Raw genomic sequence first — 21,770 nt, forward strand, 5'->3', positions numbered from 1 at the left:
GACAGGGCCTGATGATGGTTACGCGTTTTTCAGTACTTCACTTACAATCTCTACCGCTTCTTTCTCGATAAGCTTACGGTGTTCTTCACCGAGGAAGCTTTCGCAGTAAATTTTGTAGGCATCTTCTGTACCTGACGGACGCGCGGCAAACCAGCCGTTGTCGGTCATCACTTTCAGACCACCGATAGAAGCGCCGTTACCCGGTGCTGCCGTCAGACGTGCGGTGATGGGATCGCCCGCCAGCGTGCTGGCACTGACCATTTCCGGCGAGAGTTTGGACAATGCCGCTTTTTGTGCGGAGGTCGCGCTGGCGCCAAGACGGTTATAGCTCGGCGCACCAAAACGTGCGGCCAGCTCGTCGTAGTGCTGCTGCGGGTTTTTCCCGGTGACAGCGGTGATTTCCGCTGCCAGCAGGCACATGATGATCCCGTCTTTATCGGTCGACCACGGCGTGCCGTCAAAACGCAGGAAGGATGCCCCTGCACTCTCTTCGCCACCGAAGCCGAAACTGCCGTCGAACAGGCCATCAACAAACCATTTGAAACCAACCGGTACTTCAACCAGTTTGCGACCAAGATCGTTGACCACGCGGTCAATCATAGCGGAGGAAACCAGGGTTTTACCTACCGCGACGTCTTTGCCCCACTGCGGACGATGCTGGAACAGATAGTTAATCGCGACAGCAAGGTAGTGGTTCGGATTCATGAGCCCCGCAGGTGTAACGATACCATGACGGTCATAGTCAGGGTCGTTGGCGAAGGCCAGATCGAACTTATCGCGCAGCGCCAGCAGACCAGCCATGGCGCACTCAGAGGAGCAGTCCATGCGGATAACACCGTCTTTATCGAGGTGCATAAAGCGGAAGGTTTGATCAACCTGATCGTTAACGATGGTCAGATCAAGCTTGTAGAAATCAGCAATACGCTTCCAGTATTCAATACCGGAACCCCCCAGCGGATCCACGCCCAGTTTCAGGCCCGCTTTCTGAATCGCCGCCATATCGACGATATCAGCCAGCCCTTCGATAAACGGCTGTACCAGGTCCTGCTCTTTTACGTGACCGGACGCCAGTGCGGCATCCAGAGTGATGCGTTTCACGCCTTTCAGACCGTCAGCCAGCAGCGCATTAGCGCGGTCTTCAACCACTTTGGTCACGTTGGTATCCGCCGGGCCACCGTTTGGCGGATTGTATTTAATACCGCCGTCTTCCGGTGGGTTATGTGAAGGCGTAATGACGATACCATCAGCCTGCGCGCCACCTTTTTTGTTGTGTACCAGGATGGCATTGGACACCGCAGGGGTCGGCGTGAAGCCGTTATTTTCCTGCACGATCACATCAACACCGTTTGCCGCCAGCACTTCCAGAACAGAGATAAACGCAGGTTCGGACAGGGCATGGGTATCTTTGCCAACATAGCACGGACCGGTGATACCGTTTTTGGCACGCTCTTCGGCGATAGCCTGAGCAATTGCCAGAATGTGTTGTTCGTTGAAACTGTGACGCCCCGCGCTTCCGCGGTGACCTGACGTACCAAATTTTACCGCGTGCTCAGCATTGCCGATCTCCGGTTTCAGCACATAGTACTGCGCGGTAAGCTGGGCGACGTTAATTAAATCGCTCTGTTGCGCAGGTTGCCCTGCACGTTCGTGGTTAGCCATTGCCTGGTCCTTTTTATGCAAGGATTAAATTGTGCCGCAAACCTTTTCAATCAACTCCGTCGGGAATTGCATTGATTGCATGATGTGCTCCACCATGCTGCATTTACGACCCGTATTCGTGTTAGTGATAACCCAGTACGGGGTATCAGGCACCTGTTTTGGCTTCGTCTGATTGCCGTTTTGCAACAGGGTATGTTCATCAGCCGCAAAGTATACGCGGGTGCGGCCATGCAGAGACTCAGTGGATTCTGCAAAAGCCTTTTTATCTAATGCGTACAGTGTAGACAGCACCAGCATAAAGCGATTAACGGCCTTTTTCTGCTCTGCATACTCATCAGAAAGGAGCAGTTCACGCACCGCGCGGACTTTGTCTTTCGCCGTATTAGCCGGTTTTACTTCTTCAACCGTAACAGGTGCGGGGGTCTCTTTCGCGAGTGGAACAGCGGCAGCTGGCTGCGGAGCGGCGGAAAACTTCAACATGCGCCGTAAAATGTCGGATGCGCTCTCGCCAATGTGCTTTGTATGGCTGGCAATATAACTGTAGAGCTCATCATCAACTTCGATCGTTTTCATCTTAATCCAGTGCAGTGTCTAATCTGAATACAAGTTATTGAGATTATAAAGTCAAATCCCAACAGCGGATAGCGTCAAACCAGGATGGCGGCAAAGTCAGAATGTGTCAAAACCTTGCAGCCGGACGGCAGAATGTTCAACATAATACCTTAATCCGAAAGAGCGAAAAAAAGAACTTTGCCATGAAATTGAATACCCGAGCGCAATCTGCACAACAATCGCACAACAATTCCCCCATCGTGCTGGTTCACGGTTTATTTGGTAGCCTGGACAACCTTGGCGTACTTGCCCGCGACCTCGTCAATGACCATGATATTATTCAGGTTGATATGCGAAATCACGGCCTTTCCGGACGGTCACCGGAGATGAATTATCCGCTGATGGCGCAGGACTTACTTGATACCCTCGATGCCCATGGTATAGAACGCGCGACCTTCGTTGGTCACTCCATGGGGGGGAAAGCGGTGATGGCATTTACCGCGCTGGCGCCAGAACGCATCGACAAGCTCGTCGCTATCGACATTGCCCCGGTCCATTACCACGTGCGCCGTCACGACGAGATCTTTGCCGCCATCAATGCGGTGACCGACGCCAGTGCCACCACGCGCCAGCAGGCCGCCGCCGTCATGCGCGAACATATAAATGAAGAAGGGGTGATTCAGTTCCTGCTCAAGTCGTTTGTTGATGGCAAGTGGCGCTTCAATGTGCCCGCGTTGTGGGATCAGTATCCCCATATTGTGGGGTGGGAAACTGTGCCAGCCTGGGATCACCCCGCCCTTTTTATCCCCGGCGGTAAATCGCCGTATGTCAGCGAACAGTATCGTGACGACCTGCTGCAACAGTTCCCGCAGGCACGCGCGCATGTCATTGCCGGTGCCGGGCACTGGGTGCATGCAGAAAAGCCGGAAGCGGTTCTGCGCGCCATCCGTCGTTATCTCGCTGAAAAGACAAACTGATTAAAAACCCGGCGACCGATTGTCGGAAAGCGCCCGGTCGTTGGCGTGTCCGCATCGCTGATGTATGATGGCGCGCTAATCAGCCCGGGCTATGACCCGATTGCTTGTACTTCCCGTAGTATTCTTAAATCATGGCTAAAGAACAAACGGACCGCACGACATTAGATCTGTTCGCGAATGAACGTCGCCCGGGACGTCCTAAAACCAATCCGCTCTCTCGCGACGAGCAATTGCGCGTGAATAAGCGCAATCAGCTTAAACGCGATAAGGTTCGTGGGCTTAAACGCGTCGAATTAAAACTCAACGCCGAGGCTGTCGACGCATTAAACGCGCTGGCGGATGCGCGGGAAATGAGCCGCAGCGAACTGATTGAAGAGATGTTACTGGCTCAGCTTAACGCGCTGAACAGCCAGGAAATCCTCTGAATTATCGCAAAAATTCACTTTCATGTTGCACAGAGTGCAGTCTTGCGTGATTGCAGTTTCCGCGTGCTTCTCTGATCTGCTATGATTGCCCTTATCCGTGGGCCAATCGCCACCACCATATCATTAAGTTTCAAGAGGTTATTTTACTCATGGCAATCACAGGCATTTTTTTCGGCAGCGATACCGGTAATACCGAAAACATCGCAAAGATGATCCAGGCTCAACTTGGTAAAGATGTTGCCGATGTGCATGACATTGCTAAAAGCAGCAAAGAGGATCTTGAAGGTTACGACATCCTGCTGCTTGGCATCCCGACCTGGTATTATGGTGAAGCACAGTGTGACTGGGATGACTTTTTCCCGACGCTGGAAGATATCGATTTTAACGGCAAACTGGTTGCCCTGTTTGGCTGTGGCGATCAGGAAGACTATGCAGAGTATTTCTGTGATGCGTTGGGCACTATCCGCGACATCATTGAACCGCGCGGCGCAACCATCGTAGGCCACTGGCCGACCGAAGGTTACCATTTTGAAGCGTCCAAAGGTCTGGCAGACGACAACCACTTCGTTGGCCTTGCTATTGATGAAGACCGTCAGCCTGAACTGACCGCTGGCCGTGTCGATAAATGGGTGAAACAGATTTCCGAAGAACTTCATCTGAATGACATCATCAATGCCTGATGTTGTTTGGCGCAACCTGCTGGTTGCGCCTGATTAATAGATAAAAGCGATGGAAATAATTGCTACAATTTTTTAACTTTTTTCTCCAGCGCTGTACAATGACCCCTGATTAAAACGGGTAACACAAAGGACTTTGTTGACGCTACCACGTTTTATAAGCTTACTTTACTTGAGGACTTGCAGTTTTCATTCAGGCATGGCAGTTCTATAATGAGACGCATTATCCCAGGTGCATTCCTTGTAGCTTCCCAACGGGAAGTGAATCGTTTAGCAACAGGACAGATTCCGCATGACTGACAACAATACCGCATTAAAGAAGGCCGGCCTGAAAGTCACGCTTCCTCGGTTAAAAATCCTGGAAGTGCTTCAGGAGCCGGAGAACCATCATGTCAGTGCGGAAGATTTATATAAGCGCCTGATCGACATGGGCGAAGAGATTGGGCTGGCGACGGTGTACCGTGTGCTTAACCAGTTCGATGATGCCGGGATCGTGACCCGCCATAACTTTGAAGGCGGTAAGTCCGTCTTTGAACTGACCCAGCAGCATCACCACGATCACTTAATTTGCCTGGATTGCGGCAAAGTGATTGAGTTCAGTGATGACTCTATTGAAGCGCGTCAGCGTGAGATCGCGTCCAGACACGGTATTCGTCTGACTAACCACAGTCTGTACCTCTATGGCCATTGCGCCGAAGGCGACTGCCGTACTGACGAAAACGCGCACGAAGCCGCTGAGAAATAATCATCAGCTTCGTAAAAAAGCCAACCTCCGGGTTGGCTTTTTTATTTCTGACTTTACCGCATAAAAAAGCCCGCCGAAGCGAGCCTTTGATACGGTTAATTTACCGCGTTATGGTGATGAATCTCCTGCCAGATCTGGTCACAACGGGTTTTCACCGCCTGCCCGTTTCCGGTATGCGTCGCTTCAAGGCATTGCTGATAATCCAGCGTGCGCACACTCTCTTCCTCCGCAAATTGCTGGTGTGCTTTCTCTTTGCGCAGAACATCCAGTACGCTTCTGCACGCCGCCGTTTTCTCCGGTGAACCTTCTGCCGTATTAATACAGGCGCTGTAAGCCTCTTTTAATCGCGCATCTTCCTTTGGCGCCTGCGGCTGTTGCACACAGGCGGCAAGTCCCAACGTTAGCAGGGCAAGTAATATTGGTTTCATCATCATGGCACTCCCTGGTATTAGAAAATATTCAGCGGCGCAATGACGATAAACTTCACGTCACGTTCGTCCTGGAAGATGTTGTTATATCCACCACCCCAGCTCGGAATATTGGAATGGTTATCATATTGGGTGAAGTGCAACTTGAATAACGTGCCTTTTGCCATCCCTTCCTGCACGGTGTAAAGCAGGTCGAGGCTATACGCTGACTCTTTAATGGCGTTGCCCGCATCGTAGTATTTGTCGCCAGAGGAGACAGTAGACGGTTTGGCATCCCAGCCATAGACGTACGATGCGCCAACCGCCCAACCAGGCAGATTCCAGCCTTTCAGGTCATACATGGCGCCGACAAAGACGGATTTCTCGTTATGGGCGTTAAAGTCAGAACGGTTGTCCCACCAGATATCCAGGCGACCATTGGAAGAGCCATACCGTGGCGTCATACGTGAATTGAAATAGCCCTGGCGACCATCGGCTTTGACCCAGGTTCCCTCAAGGCGTAAATCCACCGGACCGACCGTATAACCAAAGGTGAGCGCCTGTAACCACGCGGTGCCGTCGTAAATATCATTGATGGTGTTGTTATCGGCCTTGTCGCGCGAACCATAGAACTGATAACTGGTGGAAAGCGGGTTCCCTATGACGTCAAACTTATAGCTGGCTTTGGCAAAGTATTGATCAACGTAACCTTGTGCCTGACCAAATGCGGCTTCAAGGAGAAGGTTGTTTTTAAAATCGTACGATGCGCCCAGAGAGTGGACGTAGTCGATTTTACTCACGCCATCGTTCTGGTAGAAATGATCCGTTTCGTTATACCACGGCGCTTTGTATTCATTGGCCCACATATACGAGAAGCTCAGCGCGCCGTTATCATCGTAATCCAGTTTTGCGCCGGCTTCCGCCCCCTGATAGGTACCCGGCATAAAGCTCCAGTTTGATGCCAGCAGAGTTTGCCCGGTTGGCTGGATATACCCTGCCCTCGCCCATACAGGACCATATTTAAATTTCGCTGCGGCTGTATAGAGACTTGCGCCGCTACGATCGCCGGCCCAGTCTTCGTCATACACTTTGTGGCTATTGGAAAATGCGATTTCATTCGGATGTCCGCTTTCTGAGGATTCAGCCATCTCAATCGCTGCAAAGACCGCGACATCAATACCGAACATATCGGCAGCATAACCAGACTGGAAATCGAGGTTCGTATTCCATGTGGAGTGCGACAGGTTCGTTTTGTATTTATCGCCATCGGTGACATCTTTACGGTCACGCTGGCGCTGCCAGTAGTAAATCCCGCCGGTGAGCGTAGCGTCATCGACAAAACCAGCAGCGCTGACGGAAGGAGCAAAAGTTAAACCTGGTAATGCGGTGGCGCAGGCAATAGCCAACGCTAACGCCTTACGTTTAGCGTTAAACGCGTTCATGAGTGTTCCTCTTTGACGAAAACATAAAAAGTGCTGCGCAAATGCAGACAGCAATAAATAAAAAAAATGAAATATTACTGACAGTTATAGAAAATGTTTCTATATCTATCGTTTGTAAGCATATTTTTCGCGACGCGAATTATCAAGCCTTTGCATGAAGGAATTACGGGGATTATGACGAACCACACAGATTTATTGTTAGTCTGTCACTGGCTTGCATAGCGCGGAACCTGAATGAACTTAAACTAAATTATCAATAAATAACTGAAAAGATGATTGGATAAAATTAAAACGAAATTTCAGAAAAGTAAAAAGCCAGCAGGAACTTATTTTTAATCGAGAAATAAAAAACGCTGCACGAGGCAGCGTTTTTATGCACGAGAATCAGGCGGGATTACTCGCCGATTTTAGCCCAGGTATCGCGAAGACCTACGGTGCGGTTGAATACCAGTTTATCCGCAGTAGCATGGCGGCTGTCGAGGCAAAAGTAACCTTCGCGCTCAAACTGGTACGCTTTCCCCACCTCAGCGCCCTTGAGGCTCGGCTCAGCAAAGCCCTGCTTAATGACCAGCGATTCCGGGTTCATAACGGTCAGGAAATCTTCCGCGGCTCCCGGGTTTGGCACGCTGAACAGCCGGTCGTAAAGGCGAATTTCAACCGGCAACGCGTGTGATGCGCTCACCCAGTGAATAACGCCTTTCACTTTACGACCATCTGCCGGATCTTTGCTCAGCGTATCGGCATCAAAGGTACAGAAAATAGTGGTGATATTACCTTCCGCGTCTTTCTCAACACGCTCAGCTTTAATCACATAGGCGTTACGCAGACGAACTTCTTTACCGAGTACCAGACGTTTGTACTGCTTGTTGGCTTCCTCACGGAAATCGGCGCGATCGATCCAGATTTCACCGCTAAATGGAACATCACGGCTGCCCATTTCCGGCTTGTTCGGATGGTTTGGCATCGAAACCAGTTCACTGGCGCCCTGAGGATAGTTTTCGATAACCAGCTTAACCGGATCGATAACCGCCATCGCACGCGGCGCATTTTCATTCAGATCTTCACGGATGCACGACTCCAGTGAAGCCATCTCAATAGTGTTGTCCTGTTTGGTGATACCAATACGTTTGCAGAACTCACGGATGGATGCGGAAGTATAGCCACGACGACGCAGGCCCGAAATGGTCGGCATACGCGGGTCATCCCAGCCTTCAACGTGTTTGTCGGTCACCAGCAGGTTCAGCTTACGCTTGGACATGACGGTGTATTCCAGGTTCAGACGAGAGAACTCGTACTGACGCGGGTGAACCGGAATGGTGATGTTATCCAGCACCCAATCATACAGACGACGGTTATCCTGGAATTCCAGCGTACACAGGGAGTGGGTGATCCCCTCCAGCGCATCGCTGATGCAGTGGGTAAAGTCATACATCGGGTAGATGCACCACTTGTTGCCCGTCTGATGATGTTCAGCAAATTTAATGCGGTAGAGCACCGGATCGCGCATCACGATGAACGGCGACGCCATGTCTATCTTCGCACGCAGGCACGCCTTACCTTCTTCGAAGCCACCGGCTCGCATTTTTTCAAACAGTGCGAGGTTCTCTTCAACCGTACGATCGCGATACGGACTGTTTTTACCCGGGGCCGTCAGCGTACCGCGATATTCACGGATTTCGTCAGCGGACAGTTCGTCAACATAGGCCAGGCCTTTGCTGATTAACTCAACAGCATAGTTGTGCAATTGATCGAAATAATCAGAGGAATAGCGCACATCGCCTGACCAGTGGAAGCCTAACCACTGCACGTCGTTTTTGATGGACTCAACGTACTCGATATCTTCTTTTACCGGGTTGGTGTCATCAAAACGCAGGTTGCACTTCCCTTGATAATCTTGCGCGATACCAAAGTTCAGGCAGATGGATTTCGCATGACCGATATGCAGGTAACCATTCGGCTCAGGCGGAAAACGGGTACAAACAGTAGAGTGCTTTCCAGTAGCCAGATCTTCATCAATGATCTGACGAATAAAGTTAGTCGGGCGGGCTTCAGCCTCACTCATCGTAAATTCCTCAAGGCGTAAACAACATATAACTGCACATGATCTTATAAGCGGCCCTCAGAGACAACCTTTAGTTACGGAAAATAGATACAAAACGGAATACTTTAATTCATGCAAAAAAAAGCGGCAGAGGAAGATCCCCTGCCGCTTATGGCTATTTCTGGTTCAGATTACATCATTAGCCTTTGATGTCGTACAACGACGTTTGCCCCGCGACAACGGAACCATGCGCTTTGATAACCAGACCAGAGAAATCATCGATGTTGCTGCACACCACCGGACTGATCATTGAACGAGCATTCGCGTTCAGGTATTCCAGATCCATTTCCAGGATGGGCTGACCTGCCACAACGGTTGCTCCCTCTTCGACCAGACGCGTGAAGCCCTGACCACCGAGCGCAACGGTGTCGATCCCCATATGGACAACGATTTCCGCGCCTTTTTCCGTTTCAAGGCAGAAGGCGTGGTTGGTATTAAAGATTTTCACGATGGTGCCCGCTGCCGGTGCAACAACCGTTTTCTCTGTCGGTTTTACCGCTACGCCATCACCAACGGCTTTACTGGCAAACGCTTCATCCGGCACTTCATCCAGAGAAACTACCTGCCCGGTTACCGGGGAGACCAGCTCAGCAATCACCGCAGCGCTGACATTCGGGACGGCCTGCGGCTTAACTGCGCTTGCGGCTGCCGGAGCCGGAACCGGAGCCGGAGTCGCAGCACCTGCCGCCGGAACATCACCCGCCGTTTTCATCGCATTCGCAATTTTTTCTGCTGCAAAACCAACAATGACCTGTACGCCGGTTTTATTCAAACGAATAACTCCGCTCGCACCCAGACGTTTAGCCAGCGCTTCGTTAACCAAGGAAGAGTCTTTTACGCTCAGACGCAGACGTGTAATGCAGGCATCGATACCGGTCAGGTTTGCGGAACCCCCGACAGCAGCAATGTACTGACGCGCCAGCCCGGTCACATCCTGCTCGGAAGCAGTACTGACATTCACATCCTGACCATCCGCTTCGTCACCGGCAACCGCCAGTTCACGACCCGGGGTCAGCAGGTTGAATTTCAGGATCGTGAAACGGAACACTACGTAGTAAATGACGAAGAACACCAGGCCTTGCAGAATCAGCATGTACCAATGTACGGCCAGCGGGTTTTTGGATGACAGCACCATATCCACCAGACCAGCACTGAAGCCGAAACCGGCAATCCACTGCATAGTCGCGGCGATGAAGACAGAAACCCCGGTCAGAACAGCGTGAATGAAATACAGCACCGGTGCCACGAACATGAAGGAGAATTCCAGCGGTTCAGTGATACCTGTAAAGAAGGCGGCAAACGCACCTGCCATCATAATACCGAGGACTTTGGCTTTATTTTCCGGACGCGCGCAGTGGTAAATCGCCAGTGCTGCACCTGGCAGACCAAACATCATGATCGGGAAGAAACCAGCCTGGTAACGACCAGTAACCCCAACAACCGCTTTGCCTGCTTCAATAGACTGCGCGCCACCCAGGAAGTTAGGAATATCGTTAATACCGGCAACGTCAAACCAGAAAACGGAGTTCAGCGCATGGTGCAGACCGATCGGGATCAGCAGACGGTTGAAGAAAGCGTAGACGCCCGCACCGACAGAACCCAGTTTCTGGATGTGCTCACCAAAACCTACCAGGCCGCTAAAGACCACCGGCCAGATAAACATCATGATGAACGCGACAGCGATCATGACAAAGGAGGTCAGGATCGGCACCAGACGACGGCCGCTAAAGAAGGAGAGCGCCTTCGGCAGCTCGACGCTGCTAAAGCGGTTATACAGCTCCGCAGCAATGATACCGACCATGATCCCAACGAACTGGTTTTTGATCTTACCGAATGCGGCAGGAACTTGATCGGCTGGGATTTTCTGGATCATGGCGACAGCGGCTGGCGAGCACAGCGTCGTCAGTACAAGGAAGCCCACAAAGCCGGCCAGCGCAGCAGCGCCGTCTTTGTCTTTGGACATACCATAAGCAACACCCACGGCGAACAGCACGCCCATGTTATCGATGATGGCAGAACCAGATTGAATGAAGAACGCCGCCAGCGCGTTAGATCCACCCCAGCCTACCGGGTCGATCCAGTAACCGACCCCCATCAGAATCGCTGCGGCAGGCAGCGTGGCAACCGGCACCATAAGCGCACGGCCAACCTTTTGTAAGTAACCTAAAAGATTCACGTTATTCCCCCTTTGAACCCCAGCGGAGCCCTTAGAAACAGTCTTTTTATTGTCTAACTAACCCTGAAAACACGGCCATTTTTCATTACATTGAGAGTGTGTTGAAAATTAATTCGTCTCGCAAATTAAAAGCACCCTTTTTGTGATTTTAATCACCAAATATCGTTATTTGACCTCCTCTTTGCTGGCTAACCAGCAAAACTTATTTTATCATTCAAAAAATCAAGACGGATTGCCCCCATAGGGAGCGAAACTGAGTTACGCTTTACACTACTCTGGCACGCAATCCGCTAACTTTAATCAACTTTAGAGGTGAATAATGAGACTGATTCCTCTGGCAACAGCTGAACAAGTCGGTAAATGGGCGGCCCGCCATATCGTCAATCGCATCAATGCATTTAAACCTACAGCGGATCGTCCGTTCCTGCTTGGGCTGCCAACCGGTGGCACGCCTCTCACTGCCTACAAAGCCTTAGTCGAAATGCACAAAGCGGGCCAGGTTAGTTTTAAACATGTTGTCACTTTCAACATGGATGAATATGTCGGCCTGCCGAAGGAGCATCCGGAAAGCTATCACAGTTTTATGCACCGTAACTTTTTCGATCACGTTGATATTCCGGCGGAAAATATTAACCTGCTGGATGGCAATGCTCCGGATATTGACGCAGAATGCCGTCAATACGAAGAAAAAATCCGTTCCTATGGCAAAATTCACCTGTTTATGGGCGGCGTTGGCAACGATGGTCACATCGCATTCAACGAACCCGCGTCTTCGCTGGCTTCTCGTACCCGTATTAAAACGCTGACCCATGACACCCGCGTGGCCAATTCCCGTTTCTTCGACGGCGACGTTAATCAGGTGCCAAAATACGCGCTGACCGTAGGTGTGGGTACGCTACTGGACGCGGAAGAAGTGATGATTCTGGTGCTGGGAAGCCAGAAAGCGCAGGCTCTGCAGGCGGCCGTAGAAGGTAATGTGAACCATATGTGGACCATTAGCTGTCTGCAACTGCACCCGAAAGCAGTGATGGTATGCGACGAGCCGTCCACCATGGAACTAAAAGTGAAAACATTGAAATATTTCAATGAATTAGAAGCAGAAAATATTAAAGGTCTGTAATTGTGTCTCGTTCCGCATACTCTGCGGGACGACACCCATTTGTTAACCGGGGGTCGTTATGTATGCTTTAACCCATTGCCGGATTTTCACCGGCCATGAAATTCTGGATGACCACGCGCTGATTGTCGCGGATGGCCTGATTGACCGTCTCTGCCCACTGGCTGAGTTGCCACCCACTCTCGAACAGCGTGATCTCAATGGCGCAACGCTGGCCCCTGGCTTTATTGACGTACAACTCAATGGTTGCGGCGGCGTGCAGTTCAACGACACTCCCGAAGCCGTAAGCGTTGAAACGCTGGAAATCATGCAGCGTGCCAATGAGAAATCAGGCTGTACAAGCTTCCTGCCGACGCTTATCACCAGTAGCGATGACCTGATGAAACAGGGCATTCAGGTGATGCGCGATTACCTGACAAAATATTCCCATCAGGCATTAGGCCTTCACCTCGAAGGTCCGTGGCTGAATATCGTTAAAAAAGGTACCCACAACCCGAAATTTGTACGCAAACCGGACGCCGAACTGGTGGATTACCTCTGCGCCAATGCCGACGTTATCACCAAAGTGACGCTGGCGCCTGAAATGGCCGGAACTGAGGTTATCAGTAAGCTGGCTGCGGCAGGGATTGTCGTTTCTGCAGGCCACTCCAACGCGACATTAAAAGAAGCGAAGGCCGGTTTCCGCGCAGGCATCACGTTTGCGACACATTTATATAATGCGATGCCGTATATCACCGGACGTGAACCAGGGCTGGCGGGCGCGGTACTGGATGATGCCGATGTCTATTGCGGGATCATTGCAGATGGGCTGCATGTCGATTACGTTAATATCCGTAATGCGAAACGCCTGAAAGGTGACAAACTCTGTTTAGTAACAGATGCAACGGCACCTGCAGGGGCAGATATTGACCAGTTCATTTTTGCTGGTAAAACAATATACTACCGTAATGGACTGTGTGTGGATGAAAACGGTACGCTGAGCGGCTCCTCCCTGACAATGATTGAAGGGGTTCGGAACCTGGTCGAGCATGTGGGTATTGCGCTGGATGAAGTACTGCGCATGGCAACCCTGTACCCGGCCCGCGCGATAGGCGTCGACGGGCAGCTCGGCAGCATTGCCCCGGGTAAGGTCGCGAACCTGACCGCCTTCACGCACGATTATAAAATAATCAAGACCATCGTTAATGGTAACGAGGTCGTCACCGAGTAAATAAAAGGTATGACAGCAGGCGGACAAGCTCAGATTGGTAACGTTGATCTCGTTAAACAACTTAACAGCGCGGCGGTTTACCGCCTGATTGATCAACTAGGCCCTATTTCGCGTATTCAAATTGCCGAGCAGAGCCAGCTTGCGCCCGCCAGCGTGACGAAAATCACGCGTCAGCTCATTGAACGCGGCCTGATCAAAGAAGTTGATCAGCAGGCCTCCACCGGGGGCCGCCGCGCTATCTCTATCATTACCGAAACCCGCAATTTTCAGGCTATTGGTGTGCGTCTTGGACGCTCCGACACCACCCTCACTCTTTATGATCTCAGCAGCAAGGTGTTGGCAGAAGAGCATTATCCTCTGCCGGAGCGGACGCAGGAAACCCTCGAACACGCATTGCTGAACACCATCAGCGCCTTTATCGAAAGTCATCAGCGCAAGATTCGCGAACTGATCGCTATCTCAGTCATTTTACCAGGCCTTGTCGACCCGGAAAGCGGCGTTATTCGTTACATGCCGCATATTCAGGTGGAGAACTGGGGGCTGGTTGAAGCGCTGGAAAAACGATTCAAATTAACCTGTTTCGTCGGTCACGATATCCGCAGTCTGGCTCTCGCTGAGCACTACTTTGGGGCAAGTCAGGACTGTGAGGACTCCATTCTGGTGCGCGTTCATCGCGGAACCGGGGCAGGAATCATCTCTAACGGGCGCATTTTTATCGGCCGCAACGGTAATGTGGGTGAAATTGGCCACATCCAGGTGGAGCCGCTCGGCGAGCGATGTCATTGCGGTAACTTTGGCTGCCTGGAAACCATCGCCGCCAATGCCGCCATTGAACAGCGTGTACGCCATCTGCTGGAACAGGGCTACCAAAGCCGCGTAACCCTGGATGACTGCACGATCAAAAATATCTGTAAAGCCGCCAATAAAGGCGACGCGCTGGCGTGTGAGGTGATTGAGTATGTCGGTCGCCATCTGGGTAAAACCATAGCCATCGCCATTAACCTCTTCAATCCGCAGAAAATAGTCATCGCGGGGGAGATCGTCGAAGCTGAGAAAGTGTTGCTGCCGGCCATCGAAGGCTGCATTAACACTCAGTCGCTCAAAGCATTCCGCAGAAATCTTCCCGTGGTGCGTTCCACCCTTGATCATCGCTCGGCGATTGGCGCTTTCGCACTGGTGAAACGTGCCATGCTGAACGGCATGCTACTGCAACGTTTGCTGGAAAGCTGACAGGGTTGAGATACCCTAAATAATTCGCGTTGCAGGACAAAACGCCTGGCCGTTTTGAACAGCCTTTGCTTAGGGACCAGGATGTCGCTCATTCGCCCCCGGGAACTTACTGCGGTAAGTGACTGGGGCGAGCAAACGTAGCCAACAGATATGCAACCTGGAGCATGACGGGTATAGTTATTGCTTCTCTTTTTTAACCGGGTAGTCCATGACCATTCAGAACGTAATCTGTGATATTGACGGCGTGTTGATGCACGATAATATCGCCGTGCCGGGCGCAGCGGAGTTTATTAGTCGAATCCTGGAAAAGGGGATGCCGCTGGTGCTGCTTACCAACTACCCCTCCCAGACGGGGCAGGATTTAGCTAACCGCTTTGCCTCAGCCGGTATAGATGCACCTGCCAGCGTTTTTTATACCTCTGCAATGGCGACGGCTGACTTCCTTAAGCGCCAGGAAGGGAAAAAAGCCTATGTGGTCGGTGAAGGCGCATTGATTCACGAACTCTATAAAGCCGGGTTTACCATTACGGATATCAATCCGGATTTCGTTATCGTGGGTGAAACGCGATCCTACAATTGGGAAATGATGCATAAGGCGGCTTTTTTTGTCGCCAACGGTGCGCGTTTTATTGCCACCAACCCGGACACTCACGGACGTGGCTACTATCCCGGCTGCGGCGCGCTGTGCGCCGGCATTGAAAAAATCTCCGGCCGCGAGCCTTTCTATGTCGGCAAGCCGAGCCCGTGGATTATCCGTGCCGCGCTCAATACTATGCAGGCGCACTCCGAGCAAACGGTGATTGTCGGCGACAATTTACGCACCGATATCCTTGCAGGCTTCCAGGCGGGTCTGGAGACGATTCTGGTGCTCTCTGGCGTATCTACGCTGGATGATATCGATAGCATGCCGTTTCGCCCTTCATGGATTTACCCTTCGGTTGCTGAAATCGACATTTTTTAAACGAAACCACGTCCCGGGACGTGGTTTTTCATTTTCAGCACCAACAAAAAACAGACCATTCAATAAAAGCACCTAAAAATTGATAATCCATTAATGCTACAGCTCATTTCATGTTCTTTTTTCAGCATTCGACAATCGTCATTGCGCTTTTTACTTTCAAGGCGGTAAAACGCTTGCGCGCGTCACACCTTTGCGGCATTTTCTTAATCACGCAATAAGACAACGCGATGACGCGGCGTCTGCAATCACACAACACTGCATTGCCTTAAAGTAACGGAGAAGTCTATGTGTTCTATTTTTGGCGTACTGGATATCAAAACTGACGCGGTTGAGCTGCGTAAAAAAGCGCTCGAATTATCCCGCCTGATGCGCCACCGCGGCCCGGACTGGTCTGGCGTTTATGCCAGCGATAAAGCGATTCTTGCCCATGAACGTCTGTCTATTGTCGACGTCAACGCGGGTGCCCAGCCGCTGTACAATGAGAAAAAAACACATGCGCTGGCCGTTAACGGCGAAATCTACAACCATCAGGCGCTGCGTGCGGAATATGGCGATCGCTATCAGTTTCAGACTGGTTCTGACTGCGAAGTTATCCTCGCCCTGTATCAGGAAAAAGGCCCTGAATTCCTCGATGATCTGCAAGGTATGTTTGCTTTTGCCCTGTATGACAGCGAAAAAGACGCTTATCTGATTGGTCGTGACCATATCGGCATTATCCCGCTGTATATGGGCCACGATGAGCACGGCAACTTTTATGTCGCGTCCGAAATGAAAGCGCTGGTGCCCGTATGCCGTACCATCAAAGAGTTCCCGGCAGGCAGCTACCTGTGGAGCAAAGACGGTGAAATCCGTTCTTACTATCAGCGTGACTGGTTCGACTATGACGCAGTGAAAGACAACGTCACGGACAAAAACGAACTGCGTCAGGCACTGGAAGAGTCAGTGAAAAGCCACCTGATGTCTGATGTACCGTATGGCGTTCTGCTCTCCGGCGGTCTGGATTCCTCTGTCATTTCCGCTATCACCAAAAAATTCGCCGCACGTCGTGTGGAAGATCAGGAACGCTCTGAGGCCTGGTGGCCGCAGTTGCACTCCTTCGCCGTGGGCCTGAAAGGCGCACCGGACCTGAAAGCCGCGCAGGAAGTTGCCAACCATCTGGGTACGGTTCACCACGAAATCCACTTTACCGTGCAGGAAGGTCTGGACGCGATTCGCGACGTGATTTATCACATCGAAACCTACGATGTGACCACCATTCGCGCCTCTACGCCGATGTATCTGATGTCTCGTAAAATCAAAGCGATGGGCATCAAGATGGTCCTGTCTGGCGAAGGTTCTGACGAAGTGTTTGGTGGCTACCTCTATTTCCATAAAGCGCCAAATGCCAAAGAGCTGCATGAAGAGACCGTACGTAAACTGCAGGCGCTGCACATGTTCGACTGCGCACGTGCTAACAAAGCCATGTCCGCCTGGGGCGTAGAAGCGCGTGTCCCGTTCCTGGATAAGAAATTCCTTGATGTAGCGATGCGCATCAACCCGCAGGATAAAATGTGTGGCAACGGCAAAATGGAGAAACATGTCCTGCGCGAATGTTTCGAATCCTACCTGCCGGCGAGCGTTGCATGGCGTCAGAAAGAGCAGTTCTCTGACGGCGTAGGCTACAGTTGGATCGATACGCTGAAAGAAGTGGCGGCGCAGCAGATAAGCGACCAGCAACTGGCGACAGCCAGCTACCGTTTCCCGTACAACACGCCAGTCTCGAAAGAAGCGTATCTGTACCGTGAAATCTTTGAAGAACTGTTCCCGGTACCCAGCGCCGCTGAATGTGTTCCTGGCGGCCCGTCTGTGGCGTGCTCGTCTGCAAAAGCGATCGAGTGGGATGAATCATTCAAAGCCATGAACGATCCATCAGGCCGTGCGGTTGGCGTACACCAGTCTGCTTACAAATAAGCGATTGTTATCGTTAAAGGCCCTGCGGGGCCTTTTTTTATTTCTGCGTATGTTTTGCTATACAAAATCGATAAATAACCAATAATTGCCGAATTATGCGTCACGCTGTTCGCAACCTAACCAAACAGTCACATTCCGGCAATTTTCGATGAAAAAGGTATTGACGCTTCCAGGCCCAATACGCATAATGCGCCCCGCAACGCCGATAAGGTAACGCGAAAAAAGATGGCTACTTAGCTCAGCTGGTTAGAGCACAGCACTCATAATGCTGGGGTCACAGGTTCGATTCCCGTAGTAGCCACCATCTTTTTTGCGGGAGTGGCGAAATTGGTAGACGCACCAGATTTAGGTTCTGGCGCCGCAAGGTGTGCGAGTTCAAGTCTCGCCTCCCGCACCATTCACCAGTCAGCGTTGCATGGATGGGGTATCTCCAGGCTGTAAGATAGCCATTAAGGCTAACCGCAATATAGTCTGAAGTTCTCTGTTCAGAAATTTGTTGGGGTATCGCCAAGCGGTAAGGCACCGGTTTTTGATACCGGCATTCCCTGGTTCGAATCCAGGTACCCCAGCCATATTTTTGATGTTTGCGGTTCACCGCGACGGTATTGGGGTATCGCCAAGCGGTAAGGCACCGGTTTTTGATACCGGCATTCCCTGGTTCGAATCCAGGTACCCCAGCCAGTCGGTGACTGGTTTGCAGTAACATTTGGCTACTTAGCTCAGCTGGTTAGAGCACAGCACTCATAATGCTGGGGTCACAGGTTCGATTCCCGTAGTAGCCACCATATTCAAAGGCTGATGTTCATAAAAACATTAACCTGAGTAAAAAATTGTTGGGGTATCGCCAAGCGGTAAGGCAGTGGATTCTGATTCCACCATTCCGAGGTTCGAATCCTCGTACCCCAGCCAATTTCAAAAAGTCGTTTGCTTTTGGGTAGACGCAAAGGTTGAAGTTTTATCGTTAACGCGTAAAATTTCACACCTATTGGGGTATCGCCAAGCGGTAAGGCAGCGGATTCTGATTCCGCCATCCGAGGTTCGAATCCTTGTACCCCAGCCACATAAAAAGCAAAAAGCTCGCTTCGGCGGGCTTTTTGCTTTTCTGCTTCCGGTTAACAGCAAACGGCGGTTTCCCGCCGTCACATTACAGTCCTAAGGCATATTTCAGCGCCTGGCGTTTGAGTACGCCAGCCCGTTCCGCCGCCATCAAACCGAGATTACGCAGCACGCGTACCGGGCCTAAATCGTTACTGAACCCGGCATGGAACAAATCCATTCCACTTTGCATAATAAAATTATCTGCCATACGGCGCGTCTGATAGCGCTTAAGCACCGAAAGGCTTGCCCAGTCTTCCCCATGGCCGCGCGCCCTTGTCAGCACGTCCAGCAGACATTCCACATCGCGATAGCCGAGGTTTACCCCCTGCCCCGCCAGCGGATGGATGGTGTGCGCTGCATCGCCCACCAGCGCAAGCCCAGGACGAACATATTGCAATGCGTGGCGACGCGCGAGCGGGAACGCCCCGGCAGCGACCGGCATAACCTGCCCCAGCCGGGACGGAAAATGTGCCGCGATCTCTTTCTGTAACTGCACCATATTTAACGATTGCAACTGACGAATACGGGCAGGCGTGTCGTACCAGACCAGTGATGCCCAGTAATCAAATAACGGCAGGAAAGCATGCGGACCGTTGGGAGTAAAGTGCTGCCAGGTACTCTCTCCTGGCGCGCGCTCACACTCTACGGTGATCAGCATGCAGGATTGCTGATATTGCCAGGCGTGAATACCGATACCGGCACATTGACGCACCCGGGAATTCCCCCCATCAGCCCCTATCACCAGCTTCGCTGAAAGCGTTTCGCCATCTTCAAATGTCAGTTCGTGGCAATCATCATTCAGACGCATCGTACTGAGTGCCGCAGGCACTCGTAGCGTTACCTGTGGATGGCGCTCCATTGCGTCCCACAGTGCGCGTTGCAGGACATTGTTTTCCACCATATAGCCAAGCTGCGGCAACTTTAATTCCTGCGCGTCGAATATGACATGCGCATTTTCCCACTCCCAGGTCTCCAGCCGCTCCCAGGGATGACAACGCATCGCCAGAACCGCATCCCAGACGCCCAGTTCCCGGAGCAGTGCTACCGAGGACGTGCTAATCGCCGAAATACGCACATCGGGTTGTGCCGTCGCGTCAAAGGCAGGCGGCGCCTGTTGTTCAATGACCGTGACACTAAAACCCAGCTGGGCTAACCCCAGAGCCAGCGCTCCGCCGACCATTCCGCCGCCGACAACCGCGACCTCAGTAGATTGATTTATCATGGTCCATTATCCTTACACGAGAATCTCCTAAGTTTACCGGATTTTTTACATCTTGAGTCTGACAAGCATCATACTGGTCAGCACGCGACCAAAGCATTACAATACGCGCCCTGCATTGGGGCCTTAAACAAAGCATGAGCAAGTCGATGACAAAAAAACTCCACATTAAAACCTGGGGCTGTCAGATGAACGAGTACGATTCATCGAAGATGGCCGATCTGCTGGATGCCACTCACGGGTATCAACTCACCGAAGTGGCTGAAGAAGCAGATGTGTTGCTGCTTAATACCTGCTCAATCCGCGAGAAGGCGCAAGAGAAAGTCTTCCATCAGTTGGGGCGCTGGAAATTATTAAAGGAAAAAAATCCAGACCTGATCATTGGTGTCGGCGGTTGCGTCGCCTCTCAGGAAGGCGACCACATTCGCCAGCGTGCCCACTATGTTGACATTATTTTTGGACCGCAAACGCTGCACCGACTGCCGGAGATGATTAACTCCGTGCGCGGCAATCGCAGCCCGGTCGTGGATATCAGCTTCCCGGAGATCGAGAAATTCGACCGTCTGCCGGAACCGAAAGCCGAGGGGCCGACCGCGTTCGTCTCTATCATGGAAGGCTGCAATAAGTACTGCACTTACTGCGTCGTGCCCTATACCCGTGGTGAAGAAGTCAGCCGTCCGTGCGACGATATCCTGTTTGAAATCGCGCAACTGGCGGCGCAAGGCGTACGTGAAGTTAACCTGCTGGGCCAAAACGTTAACGCCTGGCGCGGTGAGAATTACGACGGAAGCACCGGTTCTTTCGCGGATCTGCTGCGTCTGGTGGCGGCCATCGATGGTATTGATCGCATCCGTTTTACCACCAGCCACCCGATCGAATTCACCGACGATATTATTGATGTCTATCGCGATACGCCGGAGCTCGTAAGCTTCCTGCATCTGCCGGTACAAAGCGGTTCTGACCGCGTACTGAACCTGATGGGCCGTACCCACACCGCGCTGGAATACAAAGCAATCATCCGCAAACTGCGTGCTGCTCGTCCGGACATTCAAATCAGCTCTGATTTTATCGTTGGCTTCCCTGGCGAAACGACGCAGGACTTCGAGCAAACCATGAAGCTGATTGCCGATGTGAATTTCGATATGAGTTACAGCTTTATTTTCTCCGCCCGTCCAGGAACACCTGCGGCCGATATGGTTGATGACGTACCGGAAGAGGATAAAAAGCAGCGCCTGTATATTCTGCAGGAACGTATCAACCAGCAGGCAATGTCCTGGAGTCGCCGGATGATCGGCACAACCCAGCGCATTCTGGTGGAGGGGACTTCCCGTAAGAGCATCATGGAACTGTCAGGCCGTACCGAAAATAACCGCGTGGTGAACTTCGAAGGCAGACCGGAGATGATTGGGAAATTCGTTGACGTGGAAATTACCGACGTCTGGACAAACTCCCTGCGCGGTAAAGTGGTGCGTACCGAAGACGAAATGGGCCTGCGTATTGCAGAGTCCCCGGAATCGGTTATCGCCCGTACCCGTAAAGAGAATGATATCGGTGTAGGTATCTACCAGCCTTAATCCTGCCTGCTCGACCTGTTTCACGTTGCAGAATGACAGCAAGCAAGTACCCGGTCGCATAGATGACGATGCGACCGGGGCGTGCGCAAAAGCAGGGATCTGCAGCGTGAAGTCTGACCGGTCTGGTCTTGCATTTCCCCTTCCTGCCCTCATATCCATCGCAATGCTTGCGCCTTTATTCTATGGCGTGAATAATTCTCTGTATGGCTGACGGCCACAGGCTGGATTAGCCAGGCTCCATTCGGCACTA

At 51.7% G+C, this 21,770-nt stretch carries 17 protein-coding genes and 7 tRNA genes; 17 read left to right on the plus strand and 7 right to left on the minus strand.

Annotated elements, in window-relative coordinates; genetic code table 11:
- Window positions 1-18 precede the first annotated feature (18 nt).
- A complete protein-coding gene (gene pgm / locus L2097_RS11985; protein ID WP_047371255.1) occupies window positions 19-1,659 on the minus strand; it encodes a phosphoglucomutase (alpha-D-glucose-1,6-bisphosphate-dependent) in 1,641 nt (546 codons plus the stop codon).
- A 24-nt stretch (window positions 1,660-1,683) separates the two neighbouring features.
- Window positions 1,684-2,232, minus strand: a complete 549-nt coding sequence (seqA, locus tag L2097_RS11990; RefSeq protein WP_085006227.1) for a replication initiation negative regulator SeqA — start codon at window positions 2,230-2,232, stop codon at window positions 1,684-1,686.
- A 182-nt stretch (window positions 2,233-2,414) separates the two neighbouring features.
- Here seqA and ybfF point away from each other — a divergent pair, with 182 nt between their 5' ends.
- From ybfF to fur, 4 genes are all read left to right on the plus strand, one after another.
- The gene (gene ybfF, locus L2097_RS11995; protein WP_047373341.1) at window positions 2,415-3,188 is read left to right on the plus strand and encodes an esterase; all 774 of its coding nucleotides are present in this window, start codon (window positions 2,415-2,417) and stop codon (window positions 3,186-3,188) included.
- Between the two features lie 131 nt (window positions 3,189-3,319).
- Complete coding sequence (gene ybfE / locus L2097_RS12000; RefSeq protein WP_047371257.1) at window positions 3,320-3,613, plus strand: LexA regulated protein; 294 nt, start codon at window positions 3,320-3,322, stop codon at window positions 3,611-3,613.
- 149 nt (window positions 3,614-3,762) lie between these two features.
- On the plus strand, window positions 3,763-4,293 hold the full coding sequence (gene fldA, locus L2097_RS12005) for a flavodoxin FldA (RefSeq protein WP_047371258.1): 531 nt from the start codon (window positions 3,763-3,765) through the stop codon (window positions 4,291-4,293).
- A gap of 289 nt (window positions 4,294-4,582) precedes the next feature.
- Window positions 4,583-5,035, plus strand: coding sequence for a ferric iron uptake transcriptional regulator (fur, locus tag L2097_RS12010; RefSeq protein WP_047371259.1), 453 nt, complete (start codon window positions 4,583-4,585; stop codon window positions 5,033-5,035).
- A 95-nt stretch (window positions 5,036-5,130) separates the two neighbouring features.
- Here fur and chiQ read toward each other — a convergent pair whose 3' ends face one another.
- The 4 genes from chiQ to nagE all read right to left on the minus strand — a co-directional run bounded on the left by chiQ (window position 5,131) and on the right by nagE (window position 11,161).
- A complete protein-coding gene (gene chiQ / locus L2097_RS12015) occupies window positions 5,131-5,466 on the minus strand; it encodes a ChiQ/YbfN family lipoprotein (RefSeq protein WP_047373342.1) in 336 nt (111 codons plus the stop codon).
- Window positions 5,467-5,483: 17 nt separating this feature from the next.
- Window positions 5,484-6,884: a chitoporin ChiP gene (chiP, locus tag L2097_RS12020; RefSeq protein WP_047371260.1), complete on the minus strand. Its 1,401-nt coding sequence runs from the start codon at window positions 6,882-6,884 to the stop codon at window positions 5,484-5,486.
- A gap of 394 nt (window positions 6,885-7,278) precedes the next feature.
- Window positions 7,279-8,946, minus strand: coding sequence for a glutamine--tRNA ligase (glnS, locus tag L2097_RS12025; RefSeq protein ID WP_085006230.1), 1,668 nt, complete (start codon window positions 8,944-8,946; stop codon window positions 7,279-7,281).
- A gap of 178 nt (window positions 8,947-9,124) precedes the next feature.
- Complete coding sequence (nagE, locus tag L2097_RS12030; RefSeq protein ID WP_250352883.1) at window positions 9,125-11,161, minus strand: N-acetylglucosamine-specific PTS transporter subunit IIBC; 2,037 nt, start codon at window positions 11,159-11,161, stop codon at window positions 9,125-9,127.
- Between the two features lie 319 nt (window positions 11,162-11,480).
- On the opposite strand from nagE, the gene nagB reads away from it, so the two are divergent.
- From nagB to L2097_RS12090, 12 genes are all read left to right on the plus strand, one after another.
- Entirely contained in the window at window positions 11,481-12,281 is an 801-nt protein-coding gene (nagB, locus tag L2097_RS12035; RefSeq protein ID WP_041852108.1) for a glucosamine-6-phosphate deaminase, read from the plus strand.
- Between the two features lie 58 nt (window positions 12,282-12,339).
- Window positions 12,340-13,488 carry an N-acetylglucosamine-6-phosphate deacetylase gene (nagA, locus tag L2097_RS12040; protein ID WP_047371263.1) on the plus strand — a complete coding sequence of 383 codons (1,149 nt, stop codon included), beginning with the start codon at window positions 12,340-12,342 and terminating at the stop codon, window positions 13,486-13,488.
- Window positions 13,489-13,497: 9 nt separating this feature from the next.
- Window positions 13,498-14,718, plus strand: a complete 1,221-nt coding sequence (gene nagC / locus L2097_RS12045) for a DNA-binding transcriptional regulator NagC (RefSeq protein WP_047371264.1) — start codon at window positions 13,498-13,500, stop codon at window positions 14,716-14,718.
- 208 nt (window positions 14,719-14,926) lie between these two features.
- A complete protein-coding gene (locus L2097_RS12050) occupies window positions 14,927-15,679 on the plus strand; it encodes an HAD-IIA family hydrolase (protein WP_250352884.1) in 753 nt (250 codons plus the stop codon).
- Window positions 15,680-15,964: 285 nt separating this feature from the next.
- Window positions 15,965-17,629: an asparagine synthase B gene (gene asnB, locus L2097_RS12055; protein ID WP_047371266.1), complete on the plus strand. Its 1,665-nt coding sequence runs from the start codon at window positions 15,965-15,967 to the stop codon at window positions 17,627-17,629.
- A gap of 227 nt (window positions 17,630-17,856) precedes the next feature.
- Window positions 17,857-17,933, plus strand: a tRNA-Met gene (locus tag L2097_RS12060).
- Window positions 17,934-17,941: 8 nt separating this feature from the next.
- Window positions 17,942-18,026, plus strand: a tRNA-Leu gene (locus tag L2097_RS12065).
- A gap of 100 nt (window positions 18,027-18,126) precedes the next feature.
- Window positions 18,127-18,201 (plus strand) — tRNA-Gln (locus tag L2097_RS12070).
- 34 nt (window positions 18,202-18,235) lie between these two features.
- Window positions 18,236-18,310, plus strand: a tRNA-Gln gene (locus L2097_RS12075).
- Window positions 18,311-18,337: 27 nt separating this feature from the next.
- A tRNA-Met gene (locus L2097_RS12080) sits at window positions 18,338-18,414 on the plus strand.
- Between the two features lie 49 nt (window positions 18,415-18,463).
- A tRNA-Gln gene (locus tag L2097_RS12085) sits at window positions 18,464-18,538 on the plus strand.
- A 77-nt stretch (window positions 18,539-18,615) separates the two neighbouring features.
- A tRNA-Gln gene (locus L2097_RS12090) sits at window positions 18,616-18,689 on the plus strand.
- Window positions 18,690-18,773: 84 nt separating this feature from the next.
- Here the strand turns inward: L2097_RS12090 and ubiF are convergent.
- Complete coding sequence (gene ubiF / locus L2097_RS12095; RefSeq protein ID WP_250352885.1) at window positions 18,774-19,949, minus strand: 3-demethoxyubiquinol 3-hydroxylase; 1,176 nt, start codon at window positions 19,947-19,949, stop codon at window positions 18,774-18,776.
- Window positions 19,950-20,095: 146 nt separating this feature from the next.
- On the opposite strand from ubiF, the gene miaB reads away from it, so the two are divergent.
- The gene (miaB, locus tag L2097_RS12100) at window positions 20,096-21,520 is read left to right on the plus strand and encodes a tRNA (N6-isopentenyl adenosine(37)-C2)-methylthiotransferase MiaB (protein WP_250352886.1); all 1,425 of its coding nucleotides are present in this window, start codon (window positions 20,096-20,098) and stop codon (window positions 21,518-21,520) included.
- Window positions 21,521-21,770: the final 250 nt, after the last annotated feature.

This window comes from Citrobacter sp. MNAZ 1397 (assembly GCF_023613995.1).
Classification (GTDB): Bacteria; Pseudomonadota; Gammaproteobacteria; order Enterobacterales; family Enterobacteriaceae; genus Phytobacter; species Phytobacter ursingii.

Bases quoted from the DNA above. Each gene is read 5' to 3' on its own strand.
- fldA (WP_047371258.1), top strand. From the start codon at position 3,763: ATGGCAATCACAGGCATTTTTTTCGGCAGCGATACCGGTAATACCGAA.
- pgm (WP_047371255.1), bottom strand. From the start codon at position 1,659: ATGGCTAACCACGAACGTGCAGGGCAACCTGCGCAACAGAGCGATTTA.
- nagC (WP_047371264.1), top strand. From the start codon at position 13,498: ATGACAGCAGGCGGACAAGCTCAGATTGGTAACGTTGATCTCGTTAAA.
- seqA (WP_085006227.1), bottom strand. From the start codon at position 2,232: ATGAAAACGATCGAAGTTGATGATGAGCTCTACAGTTATATTGCCAGC.
- nagA (WP_047371263.1), top strand. From the start codon at position 12,340: ATGTATGCTTTAACCCATTGCCGGATTTTCACCGGCCATGAAATTCTG.
- ybfF (WP_047373341.1), top strand. From the start codon at position 2,415: ATGAAATTGAATACCCGAGCGCAATCTGCACAACAATCGCACAACAAT.
- fur (WP_047371259.1), top strand. From the start codon at position 4,583: ATGACTGACAACAATACCGCATTAAAGAAGGCCGGCCTGAAAGTCACG.
- ybfE (WP_047371257.1), top strand. From the start codon at position 3,320: ATGGCTAAAGAACAAACGGACCGCACGACATTAGATCTGTTCGCGAAT.
- ubiF (WP_250352885.1), bottom strand. From the start codon at position 19,949: ATGATAAATCAATCTACTGAGGTCGCGGTTGTCGGCGGCGGAATGGTC.
- nagB (WP_041852108.1), top strand. From the start codon at position 11,481: ATGAGACTGATTCCTCTGGCAACAGCTGAACAAGTCGGTAAATGGGCG.
- L2097_RS12050 (WP_250352884.1), top strand. From the start codon at position 14,927: ATGACCATTCAGAACGTAATCTGTGATATTGACGGCGTGTTGATGCAC.
- miaB (WP_250352886.1), top strand. From the start codon at position 20,096: ATGACAAAAAAACTCCACATTAAAACCTGGGGCTGTCAGATGAACGAG.
- asnB (WP_047371266.1), top strand. From the start codon at position 15,965: ATGTGTTCTATTTTTGGCGTACTGGATATCAAAACTGACGCGGTTGAG.
- chiP (WP_047371260.1), bottom strand. From the start codon at position 6,884: ATGAACGCGTTTAACGCTAAACGTAAGGCGTTAGCGTTGGCTATTGCC.
- chiQ (WP_047373342.1), bottom strand. From the start codon at position 5,466: ATGATGAAACCAATATTACTTGCCCTGCTAACGTTGGGACTTGCCGCC.
- glnS (WP_085006230.1), bottom strand. From the start codon at position 8,946: ATGAGTGAGGCTGAAGCCCGCCCGACTAACTTTATTCGTCAGATCATT.